The following is a 17,150-nucleotide window of genomic DNA, read 5'->3' as shown; positions in this document are numbered from 1 at the left end:
GAAGACCGCAAACCTACATGCGCGTTCGCTGAAGCTCTGCGCGCACGAGCGTCCAGTCGATCAGCGCCTTGATCACGCGATCCCGGTCGAGGTCGTTGAGCGTCTCGTGATAGCTGCCTTCCAGGATCATCAGCGTGCTATCCGTCGAACCGGTATTGGCTTCGAATTCGCGGCTGCCGTCCGGGTTGGTGAGCGCGTCCTGCGTGCCGTGAAACACGAACAACGGCAGGTTGATCGAGGCACGTCCAGCAGCGATGCGCCGCATGGCGGCCACGATCTGCGCCGCCGTTCGAGCAGGTATCGGCCGATGATGAACGAGCGGATCGCGCCGGTTCGCCTCGACCACGCCGTGCGCGCGCGACAACGTGGCTGGATCGATGGTCATCGCAGCGAAGTGCGGCATCAGGCGGCTGATTAAACCACCTAGTTTGAGCTTCCAGCGCGGCGCGTTCGCCGGCGGTTTTAGCGCCGCGCTCGACAGGATCAGCCCGGCAAGTTTCCGACCGTTCTCCGGCAGGCGCTCGATTGCGTAAAGCGCTGCTATCGCGCCACCCATGCTATGTCCCATCAGGAACAACGGAGTCTTGAGCGGCTCGGTCGTTTCCGCCGCGTTGAGGAGGGCGTCGGTGTCGAGCAGATAGTCGTCGAAGGATTCAATCCATACGCTCTCGCCCGGCGATTTGCCGTGGCCGCGCAGATCCGCCGCAATCAATTCGATGCCAGCCGCGTTCAGGCGCAGCGCGAAGGCGTCGTATCGGCGCGCGTGTTCTGCCAACCCGTGCACAAGCGCAATTCTCGCCAGCGGCTTGGGGAACGTTGCAGCGGCTTGCCAGCGGTGAAGATGAAGGTCGATGCCATCGCGTGTGGCGATGCTGCTGGTCGAATACGTGCTGTGCGCGGGTTTTTGCATGGTCTGGCGGCCAAATCGGGATTCCGCAGATGATAGTCCCGTTGCACATCACAAGCCCGCTGCTTGTCTGGAACAAAAGGGTCACAAGAACCGCTAGCCAAAAAGTCGCAAATGTGCGGGTTTTTGGAGCACAACCCTGATTGTCATCCGTGGGGTTCTATGTGTAAAATAGAACGATCGTGCTGTAAAAATAAGCGTCTACTGATTGTGCAAAGCCTGACGGACTTCGCCCGATCCGCCCTAAGCATTCGGCGGCGGGGAGTCACTCGCTATAATGGGCTTGGGATGACGTATTCGTAACTTAGGAGCGTGTGCATGAAAATCTTGGTGCCAGTCAAACGCGTGGTCGACTACAACGTGAAAGTCCGGGTCAAACCGGATGGCAGTGCGGTCGACATCGCGAACGTGAAGATGTCGATGAACCCGTTCGACGAAATCGCCGTGGAAGAAGCCGTGCGCCTGCGCGAAGCGGGCGTGGCGACGGAGGTGATTGTGGTGTCGTGCGGCGTGACGCAATGTCAGGAAACGCTGCGCACGGCCTTGGCGATCGGTGCGGATCGCGCGATCCTGGTCGAATCGACTGAGGAATTGCAGCCGCTGGCGGTCGCGAAGATCCTCAAGGCTTTAGTCGATAAAGAACAACCGCAACTGATCATCCTCGGCAAGCAAGCTATTGACGACGACTCGAACCAGACCGGTCAGATGCTTGCTGCGCTGGCCGGTTTGCCGCAAGCGACGTTCGCCTCGAAGGTGACGGTGGCTGATGGCAAAGTCACGGTTGCGCGTGAAGTCGATGGTGGTTCGGAAACGCTATCCCTGACGTTGCCAGCGGTTATTACCACGGACTTGCGCCTGAACGAGCCGCGTTACGTGACGCTGCCGAACATCATGAAGGCCAAGAAGAAGCCGATGGAAACGCTCAAGCCCGCGGACCTGGGTGTCGACGTTACGCCGCGTCTGAAGACGCTGAAGGTTGCCGAGCCGCCGCAGCGCTCCGCAGGCGTGAAGGTGCCGGACGTGAAGACGCTGGTCGAGAAGTTGAAGACCGAAGCCAAGGTTCTGTGAGGGAGTTTCCAAAGTGACCATTCTTGTAATTGCAGAACACGACAACGCATCGATCAAAGCAGCGACGTTGAATACCATCGCGGCTGCTTCGAAGATCGGTGGCGATATCCACGTGCTGGTCGCGGGTTCCAACGCGCAAGCAGCAGCGGATGCAGCAGCGAAGATTGCGGGCGTGAGCAAAGTGTTGCTCGCCGACGCACCGCAACTCGCCGATGGCCTCGCCGAGAACATCGACGGAACGGTGCTTCAGATTGCGAAGAGCTATTCGCATATCCTGGCGCCGGCGACGGCCTACGGTAAGAACATCGCGCCGCGCATTGCGGCCCATCTGGACGTGGCGCAGATCAGCGACATCACGGCAGTGGACAGCGCGGACACATTCGAGCGTCCGATCTACGCAGGCAACGCCATCGCCACCGTTCAATCAAGCGATGCGATCAAGGTCATCACGGTTCGTTCCACCGGTTTCGATCCGGTCGCGGCCGAGGGCGGCAGTGCATCGGTAGAGAAAATCGAAGCTTCGGCCGACGCGGGCATCTCCAAGTTCGTGAGCCGCGAATTGACGAAGCTGGACCGGCCGGAACTGACGTCGGCGCAGATTATCGTGTCGGGCGGACGGGGTTTGGGCAGCGGCGAAAACTACACGAAAGTGCTCGAACCGCTGGCGGACAAACTCGGCGCGGCGCTGGGTGCATCGCGTGCAGCAGTGGACGCTGGCTTCGTTCCGAACGACTATCAAGTCGGTCAAACCGGCAAGATCGTGGCGCCTAACCTGTACGTCGCCGTCGGCATCTCGGGCGCGATCCAGCACTTGGCCGGGATGAAGGATTCGAAGGTCATCGTTGCAATCAACAAGGACGCGGAAGCGCCGATCTTCGGCGTCGCCGACTACGGACTCGTGGGTGACTTGTTCACAGTCGTGCCGGATCTCGTGAAAGAACTTGGCTGATCGTTTTTAAGGCCACTGGCTGGAAAGAAAGCAAGACCGAAAAAAGGGGGCGACGCACGTGCGCCCCTTTTTACATCTGTTGGGGGAGACAAGACATGAGCTATAGAGCGCCCGTCAAGGACATGCTGTTCGTGATGAAGGAACTAGCCGATATCGAAAGCATTGCAGCACTACCGGGTTTCGAGGACGCCAGTCTCGATACGGCTCAGGCCGTACTTGAAGAAGCCGCGCGCTTTAACGGCGAAGTGGTTGCGCCGTTGAATTTCGAAGGCGACAAGAATCCGAGCTTTTGGAAGAACGGCGAGGTCACGACTACACCCGGTTTCAAGGAAGCTTTCCGCCAGTTCGGTGAGGGCGGCTGGCAAGGCGTGCTGCATCCGCTCGAGTACGACGGTCAGGGCTTGCCGAAGCTAATCGCTACACCGTGTATCGAAATGTTGAACGCGGCAAACCTGTCGTTTGCGTTGTGCCCGCTGCTCACCGATGGCGCTATCGAAGCGTTGCTCACGGCTGGCACCGAGGAGCAGAAGCAGCTCTATGTGCCGAAACTGATTTCAGGCGAGTGGACCGGTACGATGAATCTCACCGAGCCGCAAGCAGGCTCCGATCTCGCGCTGGTGCGCACGCGCGCCGAGCCGCAGGGCGACGGCTCGTTCAAGGTGTTCGGCACGAAGATTTTCATCACCTACGGCGAGCACGATATGGCGAAGAACATCGTCCATCTCGTGCTGGCGCGTACGCCCGGGGCGCCCGACGGCGTGAAGGGTATTTCGCTCTTCCTGGTACCCAAATTTCTCACCAACAAAGACGGCACGCTCGGCGCTCGCAACGACGTGCATTGCGTGTCGATTGAACACAAGCTCGGGATCAAGGCCAGTCCGACCGCCGTGCTGCAATTTGGCGATCACGGCGGCGCGATCGGTTATTTGATCGGCGAGGAAAATCGCGGGCTGGAGTACATGTTCATCATGATGAACGCGGCGCGCTTCGCGGTCGGCTTGCAGGGCGTGGCCGTGTCGGAGCGGGCGTATCAGAAGGCCGTCGCGTTTGCGAAGGATCGCGTGCAAAGCCGGCCTGTCGATGGCTCCGCCAAACAGCCTGTGTCGATCATTCACCACCCCGACGTGCGCCGCATGCTCCTGACCATGCGCGCGCTGACGGAAGCGTCGCGCGCGCTGGCTTACGTCGCGGCGGCGCATTGCGACTTTGCGCACCATCATCCCGATCAAGCGGCGCGAGCCAGTCATCAGGATATCTATGAATTTCTCGTGCCGATCGTGAAGGGCTGGAGCACGGAGCTTTCCATCGATGTCACGAGCCTCGGCGTGCAGGTCCACGGCGGTATGGGGTTCATCGAGGAAACGGGCGCGGCGCAGTATTACCGCGATGCCAGAATTCTCACCATCTACGAAGGCACGACCGCGATCCAGGCCAACGATCTGATCGGCCGCAAAACCGTACGCGACGGCGGCGCGACCGCGCAGGCGATTTTTGCGCAGATCGATCAGACCGTCGCGCAGCTGGCCGACCGCGACGGGCAGGCGTTCAAGTCGATGCATCGGTATTTGAGCGCCGGAAGTCTCGCGTTGGCGCGGGTGGTCGAGTTCATGGTGGCGAAGGTGAGAAGCGATCCCAACGCGGTATTCGCCGGCGGCGTGCCGTACCTGAAGCTGGCAGGCATTGTGTTGGGCGGATGGCAGATGGCGCGCGCGCTGCTGGCGGCAACGCAGAAGCGCAGCGAGGACGAAGCGTTTTATGGCGCCAAGATCGCGACGGCGCAGTTCTTCGCCGAGCATATTTTGTCGCAGGCGCCGGGCATCGAAGCATCGATTGTCAGCGGCAATGGGCAGGAAGGATATCTCGCGTTGAGCGAGGATCAGTTCTGATTCGCTGCGCCGCTTGCAGCGCCTATGAAAAATGCCGTCCCGACGAAAGTCGGGACGGCATTTTTGTTGAAACGTGCGCTTCGCTACGCGTGCAAATCCGAATCAAGCACGCGCATAAGAAGGACGGGTGCTCGTGCGCGTTTCGCCCAGATAGCGATGCACCGACAAATCGTCGGACTGGATCGCCGGCTGTTTACCCGATATCAAATCCGCCAGCAACTGACCGGAGCCGCATGACATTGTCCAGCCGAGCGTGCCGTGGCCCGTGTTCAGGAACAGGTTCGACAGCGGCGTACGGCCGACGATCGGCGTGCCGTCCGGCGTCATCGGACGCAAGCCGGTCCAGAACGATGCCTTCTCGGTATCGCCGCCGCCGGGGAACAGGTCGTTCACGCACATTTCCAGCGTTTCGCGACGTGCCTGGCTCAGCGATTTGTCGAAGCCGACGATCTCCGCCATTCCACCGACGCGAATCCGGTCATCGAAACGGGTAATCGCGATCTTGTACGTTTCGTCGAGCACGGTAGAAACTGGCGCGGCGTTTTCGTTGACGATGGGCGCGGTGATCGAATAACCCTTGAGCGGATAAACAGGGATATTGACGAGATTGCCCAGCAATTTCGTGGAGTACGAGCCGAGCGCGACAACGTATGAATCACCGTGAATGGTCTCGCCGCCGCACTGCACGCCGGCGATCCGGCCGCCGCTGACCGCGAGCGCGTCGATGGGCGTGTTGTAGCGGAACTTGACGCCGAGTTGCTCCGCCATGGCGGCGAGGTGCGTGGTGAATTTCTGGCAGTCGCCGGTTTCGTCGTTCGGCAGACGCAAACCGCCGGTCAATTTGTGCGACACAGCGGCAAGCGCCGGTTCCGCACTTTGCAGTTCAGCTGGCGTGAGCAGTTCGAACGGCACGTTCGCGTCGCGCAATACGGCGATGTCCTTTGCCGCGCCATCCAGTTGCTGCTGGGTCCGGAAAACTTGCAGCGTGCCGCCGGTACGGCCTTCGTAATTAATGCCGGTATCCGCGCGCAGTGCCTGCAGGCAGTCGCGGCTATATTCGGCCAGGCGCACCATGCGCCCCTTGTTGACCGAATAACGTGCCTGCGTGCAGTTCTGCAGCATCTGCCACATCCACTTCAATTGAAACGATGTTCCGTCCAGGCGGATCGCGAGCGGCGCGTGTTTCTCGAACATCCACTTGACCGCCTTGAGCGGCACGCCAGGCGCAGCCCACGGCGAAGCGTAGCCGGGCGAGATCTGACCCGCGTTGGCGAAACTCGTTTCAAGCGCCGGTCCCGCTGCACGATCGATCACGGTCACTTCATGGCCCGCGCGCGCCAGATAGTAGGCGCTCGTGACACCGACAACACCGCTTCCCAGAATTACGACTCGCATGTCTTGCTCCGTGCAAAGTGACATTCCGCCGGTCATTCGCTTCGCTTTGACTGAAGCCGTGTGAGTAGCGGGTTACATAGTGGTATCGACTATAGTATTGATACTATGGTAGGTTTTGTTATTGTATTTATTAACTTTTCAGTGGAAAGCAATGAGAATCCAACGAAATTCAGTAAGGGAGCTCGACCGGATCGATCGCCGTATCCTGAAGATCCTTCAGAAGGAGGGTCGTATCGCGATGAAAGACCTGGCGGAGCAGGTCGGGCTCTCGGTGACGCCGTGCATCGAGCGCGTCAAACGCATGGAGCGCGACGAGGTGATCGCGGGCTATTACGCGCGGGTGAATCCGCATCAGTTGGGTGCGTCACTACTGGTATTCGTGGAGATCACCCTCGATCACAAAAGCGGCAACATGTTCGAGCAGTTCCGCCGCGAAGTGCAGCGCATTCCCGAAGTGCTGGAATGCCATCTCGTTTCCGGTGATTTCGACTATCTGATCAAGGCGCGTATTGGCGAAATGGCCGATTACCGCAAGTTGCTCGGCGACATCCTGCTGCAACTGCCCGGCGCGGTGCAGTCGAAAAGTTATGTAGTGATGGAGGAGATCAAGGAGACGCTGACCATCGACGTCGATGCCTGAAATGAGCTTGCGAGCGGAGTAATTTACTGTATATTTATACAGTACTTTCTCTCTTTCGATTGTTGGCCATGCCTTCTCACGACCGCGAATATCCCGTTGCTCCGCCTGCGCCGCTCAAAGGCCGAGGGGCGGTCACGAACCTTCAGGGACGCTACGAGAAGGACGAGCGCGAGCGTATTGACGACGGCTGGACGCATGTTAGCGAGGACGGGGAAACGGAAGGTGCGCCGGCCCTGCGCACACAAGTATTTGAAGAACGCGCGAAGAGCATTCTTACGCGCAATTCGTCGCCGGATATTCCGTTCGAGGTTTCACTGAATCCGTACCGTGGCTGCGAGCACGGCTGTATCTATTGCTTCGCGCGGCCTACGCATAGTTACTTGGGGTTATCGCCGGGACTGGATTTCGAAAGCCGAATCTACGCGAAGCTCAACGCCGGCGAATTGCTCGAGCGGGAGCTGGACAAGCCGTCATATCAGCCGGAGCCTATCGCACTGGGCGTGGTGACGGACGCGTACCAGCCCGTCGAGCGGAATCTGCGCATTACGCGGCGCGTGGTCGAGATCCTGAGTGAGCGAGGGCATCCGTTCGCGGCAATCACGAAGTCGTCGCTGATCGAGCGGGATATCGACCTGCTCGCGCCAATGGCGCAAAAAGGCCAAGTAATGGTTGCCGTCACCATCACCACGCTCGACGCGCAGATTGCCCGCACGCTCGAACCGCGTACCGCCACGCCGTCAAGGAGGCTGCGCACCATCCGGGCGTTGAGCGAGGCGGGGATTCCAGTAGGCGTCAGCGTCGCGCCCATGATTCCGTTCGTCACGGAACCGGATATGGAGCGAGTGCTTGAGGCGTGTGCCGAAGCCGGCGCGACGAGCGCGAGTTATATCGTTTTGCGCTTGCCGTGGGAGGTCGCGCCGTTGTTCAAGGACTGGCTCGCGGCGCATTTTCCGGATCGCGCGGAACGCGTGATGGGGCGCGTGCGTGACATGCGCGGCGGCAAGGACTACGACTCGGATTTCTCGAAGCGGATGAAAGGCGAGGGCTTATGGGCCGACATGCTCAAGCAGCGCTTTCATAACGCGTCGAAGCGGCTGGGTTTGAATCAACGGCAGCGCGGAATTCTGGATATGTCGGAATTTCGGCACGTTGAGAAGGTGGTGAACAAGCGCGCGGTGGGCAAGCGTCCGGTCGAGGACAGTGCGCAGATGAAGCTGTTTTGAAGCGTGGCGAGCGGCAGCGACTCCGGGCAGAGCCGCTACGGCCGCGGCAGCCTTACTGCGACAACTCTTTAGCGGCTTGAACCTGGCCTTCGAAGTAAGTCTGGAAGGTGAGCGCAAGACCTGCCATTAACAGGAAAGCGCCGAACAGCAGCGAAAAGATTACGACAAAGATGACGGTCCAACCCGATTCGCTATGCCGGCCGGTTTGCGCGTTGAACTGGGAGTCCCATTTTTCGTCTGGGCGTAAGCCGTAGACAATCGCCGACAAAAACGCCGCCAGCAGCGAAACTGCGCCGGGTACGACGAGGATCCAGCCGAGTGTCGACGCGCGATCGGTCGCTGCGAGCAGCATGTAACCAACAATGCCAAGCAGGATGCCGACAATGTGCGCCCAGCCGAATTTGTCGCGGAAACCGTACAGATAGAAGCGATGCGCACCGATACTGCCGAAAAAGAAGGCAAGCGCGGCAGTCAGCGTTTTCGAGCGGAAATGCCCGTGCGGCGCCGGGTTTGATGGATGCGTGGCAGTGGACGACGGGTTGTTCATCGGGAAACGAAAAAAGAAGCAATGGAGGCGGATTGGCGCAAGAGGCAACCGGATTGGCGCAAGAGGCAACCCTTTCGCGCCGACGCGGCATTCTACGCCCGCGGCCGTCCGGCGTTCACGCGGAGAATCGGCTCAGTGCACGGTGGTTGAATCACGGTTGCGCATACGTGATCCGGTAGATTGCACCGGCATAGTCGTCGCTCACGAGCAGCGAGCCGTCGGGCATCGGCAGGACATCGGCGGGGCGACCCCACACGTCACCGTTCGGGCGAAGCCAGCCTTGCGCGAACGGTTCCATGCGTGGTTTTGCGCCACTCGCATCCACTACGACCCGCACCACGCGATAACCCACTTTCGTACTGCGGTTCCAGGAGCCGTGTTCCGCGATGAACACGTTGTTCTTATAGTCGGCGGGAAACATCGCGCCTGTATAAAAGCGCATGCCGAGCGAGGCCACGTGCGCGCCGAGCTTGGCCACGGGCGGCGTGAACCCGGAGCACGGATGGCCCGCGCCGTATTGCGGGTCGGCAACGTCGCCACCATGGCAGTAGGGATAACCGAAGTCCATGCCGGCTTTCGGCGCGCGATTGAGTTTGTCATCGGGGACGTCGTCGCCGAGCATGTCGCGGCCGTTATCGGTGAACCAGAGCTCTTTCGTCTGCGGATTCCAGTCGAACCCCACCGTGTTGCGGATGCCGTGCGCGAACACTTCGTAGCCGCTGCCGTCCGGGTTCATCCGGCCGATCAGCGCATAGCGCTTGCGATCCGGCTCGCAGATGTTGCACGGCGCGCCGGTCGGCACATACAGTTTGCCATCCGGGCCAAACGCGATGAATTTCCAGCCGTGGTGCCGATCAGAAGGCAGTCTGTCGGTGACAACGACGGGCTTTGGCGGCGCATCGAGGTGGTTGTCTATGTCATCGAAGCGCAGAATGCGGGAGATGGCAGAGACGTACAGCGCGCCGTCGCGAAACGTCACGCCCGCTGGCTCGTCCAGCCCGGACGCGATCACATGTTTCGCTGCCACGTGCCCGTTTTGCAATTCGAGCGCGTAGACGTGCCCGTCGAGGCTGCCGGCATAAAGCACCCCTTTCGGCGACAAAACCATGGCGCGGGCGCTCTCGACGTCATCGGAGAGAACGGAGATTCTGAAGCCCGGCGGCAGCTTGATCTGGTCGATAGGCAGCGCCGCGCGGGCGCTGGCCGCGATGAACGCGCCGGCCAGTACAATTAGCAGGCTCGCCGCTAGAAATGCCAAATGGACCAAACGCGCCCGCAATCGGCCGAAACCGCATGCTCGCCGCGAGTCACTATAAGAAAAACGAGAAAAACGGTTTTCGCTCAAAGCCATATCTGTCTCCCCAAAATGACACCTCACGCTGCTCGGCGAAAATCTTGAAAAACCCGCAGCACCGCGCCTCAGGGCGGGCGACGACCGGCAGAACGGCACGCCGAAGGTTACGTTTCATCTTGATTAATCGACGCAAGTGTTTGTTAAGGCTTCGTTTTGCCGCTATAATCGCGTGTTTTGGTAGTTCCGAACCCCGGTTTTCAAGGATTTCAGCATGGTTATCATCCGCTTGGCTCGTGGCGGCTCCAAGAAGCGCCCGTTTTACAATATCGTCGCAACCGATTCGCGTAGCCGCCGTGATGGCCGCTTCATCGAACGCGTGGGTTTCTACAACCCCGTCGCGACCAAAGGCGAAGCATTGCGCATCGCTCAAGACCGCCTGACGTACTGGCAAGACAACGGCGCGCAGTTGTCGCCGACCGTTGCACGTCTGGTCAAGCAATCGCAGCAAGCTCAGCCGGCTGCTTAAGTGCAGCTGCTGCAGTCAATCGTTCGGGTACTTGTGATCCGATCGATTTTTGCTGCCGAGGTTCGCGGGAGATTGGCTCATGTCGACGCGTGATTCTGCTTCAAACTCAGGTTTGACAGCCGAACGTGGCGAAAAGCCCGGGCAGGACGAAGCCACGTTTGGCGCGTTTGTCCGTAAGCCGGCAGCGCGTCGCGTGGCTATCGACGCTTCAGATAGCGCAGGATCGATCGAGACCGTCGAAAGTTTGCCCGATGACGCCATTGAAGTGGGTGCGATCGTCGACGCTTACGGACTGAAGGGCTGGGTCAAGATTGCGCCGCACGCGCATGCGGGACATGGCGGCGACGCAATGCTCGCGGCAAAGCGCTGGTGGCTGGTCAAGGGAAACGAGCGCAAGGCGGTTCGGTGCCTGCAGTCGAAAGTGCATAGCGACACAGTTGTCGCGCACTTTGCCGGTTGCGATGACCGCGACACGGCGTACGCATTGCGTGGCCACAGCATCCATGTGTTGCGCAGTGATTTCCCGAAGCTGACTGGCGACGACGAATTCTACTGGGTCGATCTGATCGGCCTGGACGTCGTGAATGACGCGGGCGTGGCTTTAGGCCAGGTCGCGGGCATGATCGACAACGGCGCGCATTCCATCATGCGCGTGGAATTTCCGACTACGGGCAAGGACGGCTCGCCCACAACTGGCGAGCGGTTGATTCCGTTTGTCGGCGTTTATGTCAAGACAGTGGATCAGGCGGCGCGCAGGATTGTCGTCGACTGGGACCCTGACTATTGATCCATCGATCACTGCAAGGAGAGAGCGATGCAGTTTGACGTCGTAACGCTCTTTCCCGAGATGTTTCGCGCGCTGACCGATTGGGGTATTACCAGCCGGGCAGTCAAGCAGGAACGGTTCAATTTGCGCACGTGGAATCCTCGCGATTTCACCACGGACAATTATCGAACCATTGACGATCGCCCGTATGGCGGTGGTCCCGGTATGGTGATGCTGGCGCGACCGCTGGAAGATGCGATTTCGGCCGCGAAAGCGGCGCAGGCGGAGCAGGGCATCAGCGGGTCGCGTGTGGTGATGATGTCGCCGCAAGGGAAAACGCTGCATCATGAGCGCGTGATGCAATTCGCTCAGGAGCCAGGTCTGGTGGTGCTGTGCGGTCGTTATGAAGCCATCGATCAACGTCTGATCGATCGTGTGGTGGATGAAGAAGTGAGTCTCGGCGACTTTGTGTTGTCGGGCGGCGAATTGCCGGCCATGGCGCTCATGGACGCCGTGGTGCGCCAGTTGCCCGGCGTGCTGAACGACTCGCAGTCGGCGGTACAGGATAGTTTTGTCGATGTCCTGCTCGATTGTCCGCATTACACGCGCCCGGAAGAATACGGCGGTGTGCGGGTTCCGGATGTGCTGCTTGGCGGCCATCACAAGGAAATCGAAGCGTGGCGCCGGCGCGAATCACTCAAGAATACGCAGGAAAAGCGGCCTGATCTGATAGAAAAGGCGCGCAGCAATAAAATGTTGAGCCGTGCCGATGAGGCATGGCTTGCAAGTCTCGCCAAGGAACGCTCGAAAGCGCAGTAGGCTCTCGAAGGCGGATACAAGGCGAGACGAAAGGGCGGTGCCAGGCTTGTGAATTCAAGCGGGCGCCAGATGTGAACCCATCCTCTACCGGGGCCACTAATATGGCAAACAACTCCGGCAAGATGGCTCCAGGAGTCAGTAATGAATCTGATTGAACAACTAGAGAAAGAAGAAATCGCGCGCGCACTCGGCGAGAAGTCGATTCCCGAATTCGCCCCGGGCGACACGGTGATCGTCAGCGTCAACGTGGTCGAAGGTACGCGCAAGCGTGTCCAGGCTTACGAAGGCGTCGTGATCTCGAAGCGCAACCGTGGTTTGAACTCGAATTTCATCGTCCGCAAGATTTCGTCGGGCGAAGGCGTCGAGCGTACGTTCCAGACCTACTCGCCGCTGCTGGCGAGCATCGTCGTGAAGCGTCGCGGTGACGTGCGTCGTGCAAAGCTGTACTACCTGCGCGATCGTTCGGGCAAGTCGGCTCGGATCAAGGAAAAGCTCGTGTCGAAAGACCGCGCTGCTTCCAAGGCGTAAGAGGCTGCACCGCGCTGCACCGGAAAAAGCACCCTCACGGGTGCTTTTTTCTTTGGTGTGGTCAAATCATGTCTGGCGTCTTATTTGCGTCTCAAGCACTGCGTTTTTCCAAGAACCATCCAAGAGCTAACGCTAAAACCCCTCGTGTCTGCGACCAAGCTGTCGACTCCCCGTATCCTCGAGCCTCAGATCCTGCCGATCGAATCGACCGGCGCAGATCTGCCGCGACTTCGCGACGAACTCCTGACGCCGTCCGGACTGCGCGCACGGTTCAAGCAGACGCTCGACTGGACGCCGGACGCGCGTGACGACAGGATCAAGGCGCTGGGCGGCGATCCACGCGTGGCATCGGTGCTGATTGCGCTTGTGTTACGCGAGACGGGCTTGACCGTGCTGCTCACGCAACGCGCTGACCATCTTTCGGATCACGCAGGGCAGATCAGCTTTCCGGGCGGGCGCCGCGAGCCGGAAGACCTCGACGCCTCAGCGACTGCACTTCGCGAAGCGCAAGAGGAAGTGGGCCTCGCGGCGAAGCACGTGGAAGTGCTTGGCGAGTTGCCCGAGTATCTGACGGGCACCGGTTTTCGCGTGACGCCGGTTGTTGCGCTGGTGCATCCACCGTTCGAACTCCACGCCGATACCCTCGAAGTCGCCGATATCTTCGAAGTCCCGCTCGCGTTTCTCATGAACCCGGCGAGTCACCAGGTCCGCGTGTTTCGCTGGGAAGGTGGCGAGCGTCGTTTTTTTGCGATGCCTTTTTCACCTGCCGAGAATGTGGCTCCGTATTTCATCTGGGGCGCAACGGCGGGCATGTTACGCAATTTCTATCGCTTCCTCGCGGCTTGACGCTTAACGTGCCGAGGCCCGGCTAGCAGTGCGGGCGATGTGTCCCTCTTGCGCGCACGGTGCTGTGCTATCTTTACAAGAAATTCGTAAAACTCGAATGTCTCGGCGCATCGCATGACTTTTTTCTCCGTATTGCTGGCTCTCATCATCGAGCAGTTGCGCGCGCTCTCGCCGCAGAACCCCATTTCGGCGTTGCTTCAATACCATGCGGAATCCGCAGCTCATGGCTTCGATGCCGGCAAGCAGCGGCATGGCGTGCTCGCCTGGCTCGTGGTCGTGGTGCCATGGACGTTAGCCGTCGGGCTTATCTATTACGTGCTCTATCGCATCAACTTCGCGCTGGCGTTCTTGTGGAACGTCGTGATCGTGTATTTCACGTTGGGCTTTCGGCAGTTCAGCCACTATTTCACCGATATCCACCTCGCCCTGAACAACGACGACGTGCCCCGGGCTCGCGAGATCCTCAACGAGTGGACCGGCATCGATACGCTCGATATGCCCGTGAGCGAGATCGTTCGGCATACCTTGGTTCATGCGGTCGTGGCGTCGCATCGGCATGTATTTGGCGTGTTTTTCTGGTTCCTGATTCCGATCGGACCGGCAGGGGCGGTGTTTTATCGGATCGCGGAGTATCTGGCGAGGTCGTGGGTCCAGCCGACCGACGAACGCACGCCGGCGTTTTCCACGTTCGCTCAGCGGGCGTTCTTTTTCATCGATTGGGTGCCGGCGCGCTTGACTGCGTTGGGCTTCGCGATCGTTGGGAATTTCGAGGACGCTATTTATGCGTGGCGCAATCACGCCCGCCAATGGCCTGATGCCAACGAAGGAGTTTTGCTCGCTGCCGGTAGCGGGGCGCTAGGTGCTCGATTGGCGGGACCGTTAGCGGAGCCGCTGAGCGTCGAGGCATTGGCCGTGGGGGATGCGAGTCCGTTGCCAGTGGGCGATGACTGCACGCCCAGGACGCTGCAATCCGCGGTCGGGCTGGTCTGGCGTGCTGTGATTCTCTGGATGCTGTTGCTGCTCATGCTGAGCATCGCGGTTTGGCTCGCCTAGAGCTTTGCTTCTCCGCCGTGCTTACTCGTCGTTCAACGGATCCCTCGCCGTTCCGCATTGCCAGCAAACCGTGAATTGCGCTTCCAGCGACTCACCGCATTGCTGGCAGCGCCATCCTCGTGCATTTGTCATCGGGCCGGTTCTTGCGCGGTCCAATATTCCCGTCGCCAATACCTCGTCGCGGTCATCCAATATCCAGATCTCAGGCGCGCACTGGTCCGCTGGAATCTCGCCCATCGCACCACTCAAATAGCGGTTGTGCAACTCGCACCCTATCCCTGCTGTCACCAGCACATTCACCCAGTGATGCGCCGTAATCAGATTCGGAGCCCGCGTCAGTTTCTTCATCCCGTCGCAATCTTTTTTAGATGACGTCGCCCATGCTTATCGAATCATGGAGATCATCGAACAATCTGGCTGGCTTCATGCACCAGTTGCGCATACAACTGATGTCGTGCCGGCCTGATCTTTCCTTGCGCCATTGCTTCAAGAATCGCACAACCCGGTTCATGCAGATGCCGGCAGTTATAGAAGCGGCACTTACCCAGGAACGGCCGGAAGTCCGCGAACGAACGCTCTAGCTGCCCCTCCGATAAATGATGCAACCCAAACTCCTGGAAGCCCGGCGAGTCGATCAGCGATCCCCCGCCCGGCAACGGATACAAGCGCGTGAACGTGGTCGTGTGTCGGCCGCTGTTCAACGCCTTCGATATCTCCCGCGTCGCGACTTCGGCATTCGGCACGAGGATGTTCACCAGCGTCGATTTCCCCATCCCCGATTGCCCGAGCAGCAAGGTGGCGCGGTTGGCCAGACGGGCATCGAGTTCTTCATGGACGTGCTCAGGCGCCGCTTTCGCCGATAACTCCACTACCGTGTATCCAAGCTCCCGATACAGCGCCAACCGCTTGCGCGCGACCGCCAGCGGTCCTTCCATATCGATCTTGTTCAACACGATCAATGGCTCGAGGCCATGCGCCTCTGCTGCTATCAACGCGCGTCCGAGCAAGTCCTCGCTAAAGTGCGGCTCCGTACCCAGCACGATCATTAATTGATCGAGATTGGCGGCGAAGAGCTTCGATTTGAACTGGTCGGATCGGTACAGCAGGTTGCGCCGCTCGCCAATCTCGACAATCACCCCCTGATCCGCCGACGACTGCTCGTAATGCACCTGGTCGCCAACAGCAATCTCGCTGCGCTTGCCGCGTGGAAAACATTGGAGCATGGCGCTGCCGTCGGCGGGGGCGACCAGATAATGCCGTCCGTGTGCGGCAATGACCTTTCCTTCGATGCGCGCGTTCGCAGCTTTCTTCGCGTTGCGCGCCCTCATGCGGCGTATTGCATCAAGCGCTCGATGCGCTGCGATGCAGGCGGATGCGACGCGTAGAACGCGGTGTAAAGCGGATCGGGCGTGAGCGTTGATGCGTTGTCCTCGTACAGCTTCACCAGCGCGTTGACGAGGTCGCGCGGATCGGTCTGGCTCGCAGCGAACGCATCGGCTTCGAATTCATGCTTGCGCGAACTCAGGCTGCCCAGTGGCGTCACGAAGAACATGAAGACGGGCAACACCAGCATGAACAGCACGAGCGCGAGGCCATGGTTGTTTCCCAGCAGCGACGGCCGCACGCCAAGCCCTTCGTAGAACCACACGCATTGCGCCAGCCAGCCAAGCAGTGCAAGCATTGCGAGGCTGAGCACGAACGTGACAATCAAACGCTTGATCACATGACGCCGCTTGAAGTGGCCGAGCTCATGCGCGAGCACCGCTTCGATCTCGTTGCCGGAGAGCCGGGCGAGGAGGGTATCGAAGAAAACGATTCGCTTCGCCGCGCCGAAACCGGTGAAATAGGCGTTGCCGTGCGCCGAACGGCGGCTGCCGTCCATGACGAACAAGCCCTTCGCAGCGAAGCCGGTTCGCGACATCAGGTTCTCGATACGCGCCCGCAACGCTTCATCCTTCAGCGGTTCGAACTTGTTGAACAGCGGGGCGATAAAGGTCGGATACAAGATCAAGACGAGCATCTGGAAGGCGACCAGCAGCACCCACGCCCACAGCCACCACAAGGCGCCGGCCTGGTTCATCAGCCACAGCGTCACGAACAGCACCGGCAAGCCGATCGCCGCGCCCAGCACGATGCCTTTCAGCAGATCGAGGAAAAAGAGCTTTTTCGTCATCCGGTTGAAGCCGAATTTCTCTTCGATCACAAAGTGCCGGATGTAGTCGAACGGCAGATCGACCACGCCGGTGATCGCCACCACGATGGCAACCAGCGCCATCTGTCCCACGTAACCTCGGCCTAGCCAGTCGGTAACCGCGAGATCGATCTGCTGGATGGCGCCCAGCAACGTCAGCGCGATCAGCAGCGCTGCGCTGATGACGACCTCGACCATGGTCAGGCGCGTGCGCTCGACGGTGTAATCGGCCGCGCGCTGGTGAGCGGCGAGCGGAATGGTTTGCAGGAACTGCACCGGCACATCCTTGCGATGCGCGGCGACGTGCCGGATCTGACGCGAAGCCAGCCACAGCTTGGTGGCGACCATGCCGACCAGCGCTACGACAAACACGACCGAGAAGGCGAGATTGATATTGGACATCAGCGGGAATCCGATTGAATTATGCGAGAATTATAGGTTCTTGGCCGTCGCCGCGCGCGGTCTGTGTTTGTTATCCAAAACCGCGCCTGGCAAGGCGTCAAACCCCTCTC

The 17,150-nt window shown here is 59.8% G+C and carries 18 protein-coding genes; 11 read left to right on the top strand and 7 right to left on the bottom strand.

The features are described 5' to 3' along the window. Window positions 1–13 precede the first annotated feature (13 nt). Window positions 14–910: an alpha/beta hydrolase gene (locus M0D69_RS07805; protein ID WP_301781477.1), complete on the bottom strand. Its 897-nt coding sequence runs from the start codon at window positions 908–910 to the stop codon at window positions 14–16. A 315-nt stretch (window positions 911–1,225) separates the two neighbouring features. Here M0D69_RS07805 and M0D69_RS07800 point away from each other — a divergent pair, with 315 nt between their 5' ends. The 3 genes from M0D69_RS07800 to M0D69_RS07790 all read left to right on the top strand — a co-directional run bounded on the left by M0D69_RS07800 (window position 1,226) and on the right by M0D69_RS07790 (window position 4,810). Next, window positions 1,226–1,975 carry an electron transfer flavoprotein subunit beta/FixA family protein gene (locus M0D69_RS07800; RefSeq protein WP_301781476.1) on the top strand — a complete coding sequence of 250 codons (750 nt, stop codon included), beginning with the start codon at window positions 1,226–1,228 and terminating at the stop codon, window positions 1,973–1,975. A gap of 13 nt (window positions 1,976–1,988) precedes the next feature. Continuing rightward, the gene (locus M0D69_RS07795; protein WP_301781475.1) at window positions 1,989–2,924 is read left to right on the top strand and encodes an electron transfer flavoprotein subunit alpha/FixB family protein; all 936 of its coding nucleotides are present in this window, start codon (window positions 1,989–1,991) and stop codon (window positions 2,922–2,924) included. 95 nt (window positions 2,925–3,019) lie between these two features. Further along, window positions 3,020–4,810: an acyl-CoA dehydrogenase gene (locus M0D69_RS07790; RefSeq protein WP_301781474.1), complete on the top strand. Its 1,791-nt coding sequence runs from the start codon at window positions 3,020–3,022 to the stop codon at window positions 4,808–4,810. Window positions 4,811–4,912: 102 nt separating this feature from the next. On the opposite strand, the gene M0D69_RS07785 is transcribed toward M0D69_RS07790, so the two are convergent. Further along, on the bottom strand, window positions 4,913–6,205 hold the full coding sequence (locus M0D69_RS07785; RefSeq protein ID WP_301781473.1) for a D-amino acid dehydrogenase: 1,293 nt from the start codon (window positions 6,203–6,205) through the stop codon (window positions 4,913–4,915). A gap of 151 nt (window positions 6,206–6,356) precedes the next feature. On the opposite strand from M0D69_RS07785, the gene M0D69_RS07780 reads away from it, so the two are divergent. Both M0D69_RS07780 and M0D69_RS07775 read left to right on the top strand, forming a co-directional pair. After that, a complete protein-coding gene (locus M0D69_RS07780; RefSeq protein ID WP_301781472.1) occupies window positions 6,357–6,845 on the top strand; it encodes an Lrp/AsnC ligand binding domain-containing protein in 489 nt (162 codons plus the stop codon). A 68-nt stretch (window positions 6,846–6,913) separates the two neighbouring features. Beyond that, window positions 6,914–8,068: a PA0069 family radical SAM protein gene (locus tag M0D69_RS07775; RefSeq protein WP_301781471.1), complete on the top strand. Its 1,155-nt coding sequence runs from the start codon at window positions 6,914–6,916 to the stop codon at window positions 8,066–8,068. A 52-nt stretch (window positions 8,069–8,120) separates the two neighbouring features. On the opposite strand, the gene M0D69_RS07770 is transcribed toward M0D69_RS07775, so the two are convergent. Together M0D69_RS07770 and M0D69_RS07765 are read right to left on the bottom strand one after the other, a co-directional pair. Then, entirely contained in the window at window positions 8,121–8,615 is a 495-nt protein-coding gene (locus M0D69_RS07770) for an NINE protein (protein ID WP_301781470.1), read from the bottom strand. Window positions 8,616–8,766: 151 nt separating this feature from the next. Continuing rightward, on the bottom strand, window positions 8,767–9,873 hold the full coding sequence (locus M0D69_RS07765; protein ID WP_301781469.1) for a sorbosone dehydrogenase family protein: 1,107 nt from the start codon (window positions 9,871–9,873) through the stop codon (window positions 8,767–8,769). A gap of 307 nt (window positions 9,874–10,180) precedes the next feature. On the opposite strand from M0D69_RS07765, the gene rpsP reads away from it, so the two are divergent. The 6 genes from rpsP (at window position 10,181) to M0D69_RS07735 (ending at window position 14,447) form a co-directional block, all read left to right on the top strand. Beyond that, entirely contained in the window at window positions 10,181–10,435 is a 255-nt protein-coding gene (rpsP, locus tag M0D69_RS07760) for a 30S ribosomal protein S16 (protein ID WP_047844837.1), read from the top strand. A gap of 79 nt (window positions 10,436–10,514) precedes the next feature. Next, window positions 10,515–11,222, top strand: coding sequence for a ribosome maturation factor RimM (gene rimM, locus M0D69_RS07755; RefSeq protein WP_301781468.1), 708 nt, complete (start codon window positions 10,515–10,517; stop codon window positions 11,220–11,222). 27 nt (window positions 11,223–11,249) lie between these two features. Continuing rightward, the gene (trmD, locus tag M0D69_RS07750) at window positions 11,250–12,020 is read left to right on the top strand and encodes a tRNA (guanosine(37)-N1)-methyltransferase TrmD (protein WP_301781467.1); all 771 of its coding nucleotides are present in this window, start codon (window positions 11,250–11,252) and stop codon (window positions 12,018–12,020) included. A 141-nt stretch (window positions 12,021–12,161) separates the two neighbouring features. Beyond that, a complete protein-coding gene (gene rplS / locus M0D69_RS07745; protein WP_301781466.1) occupies window positions 12,162–12,548 on the top strand; it encodes a 50S ribosomal protein L19 in 387 nt (128 codons plus the stop codon). Between the two features lie 159 nt (window positions 12,549–12,707). Further along, a complete protein-coding gene (locus M0D69_RS07740; protein ID WP_301781506.1) occupies window positions 12,708–13,394 on the top strand; it encodes a CoA pyrophosphatase in 687 nt (228 codons plus the stop codon). A 114-nt stretch (window positions 13,395–13,508) separates the two neighbouring features. Next, on the top strand, window positions 13,509–14,447 hold the full coding sequence (locus M0D69_RS07735) for a CobD/CbiB family protein (RefSeq protein ID WP_301781465.1): 939 nt from the start codon (window positions 13,509–13,511) through the stop codon (window positions 14,445–14,447). Between the two features lie 21 nt (window positions 14,448–14,468). On the opposite strand, the gene M0D69_RS07730 is transcribed toward M0D69_RS07735, so the two are convergent. The 3 genes from M0D69_RS07730 to M0D69_RS07720 are packed head-to-tail and all read right to left on the bottom strand — an operon-like array spanning window position 14,469 to window position 17,040. Continuing rightward, window positions 14,469–14,795 carry a DUF2007 domain-containing protein gene (locus tag M0D69_RS07730; RefSeq protein ID WP_301781464.1) on the bottom strand — a complete coding sequence of 109 codons (327 nt, stop codon included), beginning with the start codon at window positions 14,793–14,795 and terminating at the stop codon, window positions 14,469–14,471. 53 nt (window positions 14,796–14,848) lie between these two features. Continuing rightward, the gene (rsgA, locus tag M0D69_RS07725) at window positions 14,849–15,775 is read right to left on the bottom strand and encodes a ribosome small subunit-dependent GTPase A (protein WP_301781463.1); all 927 of its coding nucleotides are present in this window, start codon (window positions 15,773–15,775) and stop codon (window positions 14,849–14,851) included. Then, window positions 15,772–17,040 (bottom strand): M48 family metallopeptidase, encoded by a 1,269-nt coding sequence (locus M0D69_RS07720; protein WP_301781462.1) that lies wholly within the window; start codon window positions 17,038–17,040, stop codon window positions 15,772–15,774. The genes rsgA and M0D69_RS07720 overlap by 4 nt, the downstream gene beginning before the upstream one ends. Window positions 17,041–17,150: the final 110 nt, after the last annotated feature.

It is taken from the genome of Caballeronia sp. SEWSISQ10-4 2 (assembly GCF_030464885.1).
GTDB lineage: Bacteria > Pseudomonadota > Gammaproteobacteria > Burkholderiales > Burkholderiaceae > Caballeronia.
Note: the sequence above shows the minus strand (reverse complement) of the source record. Positions and strands in the feature narration are given on the sequence as shown.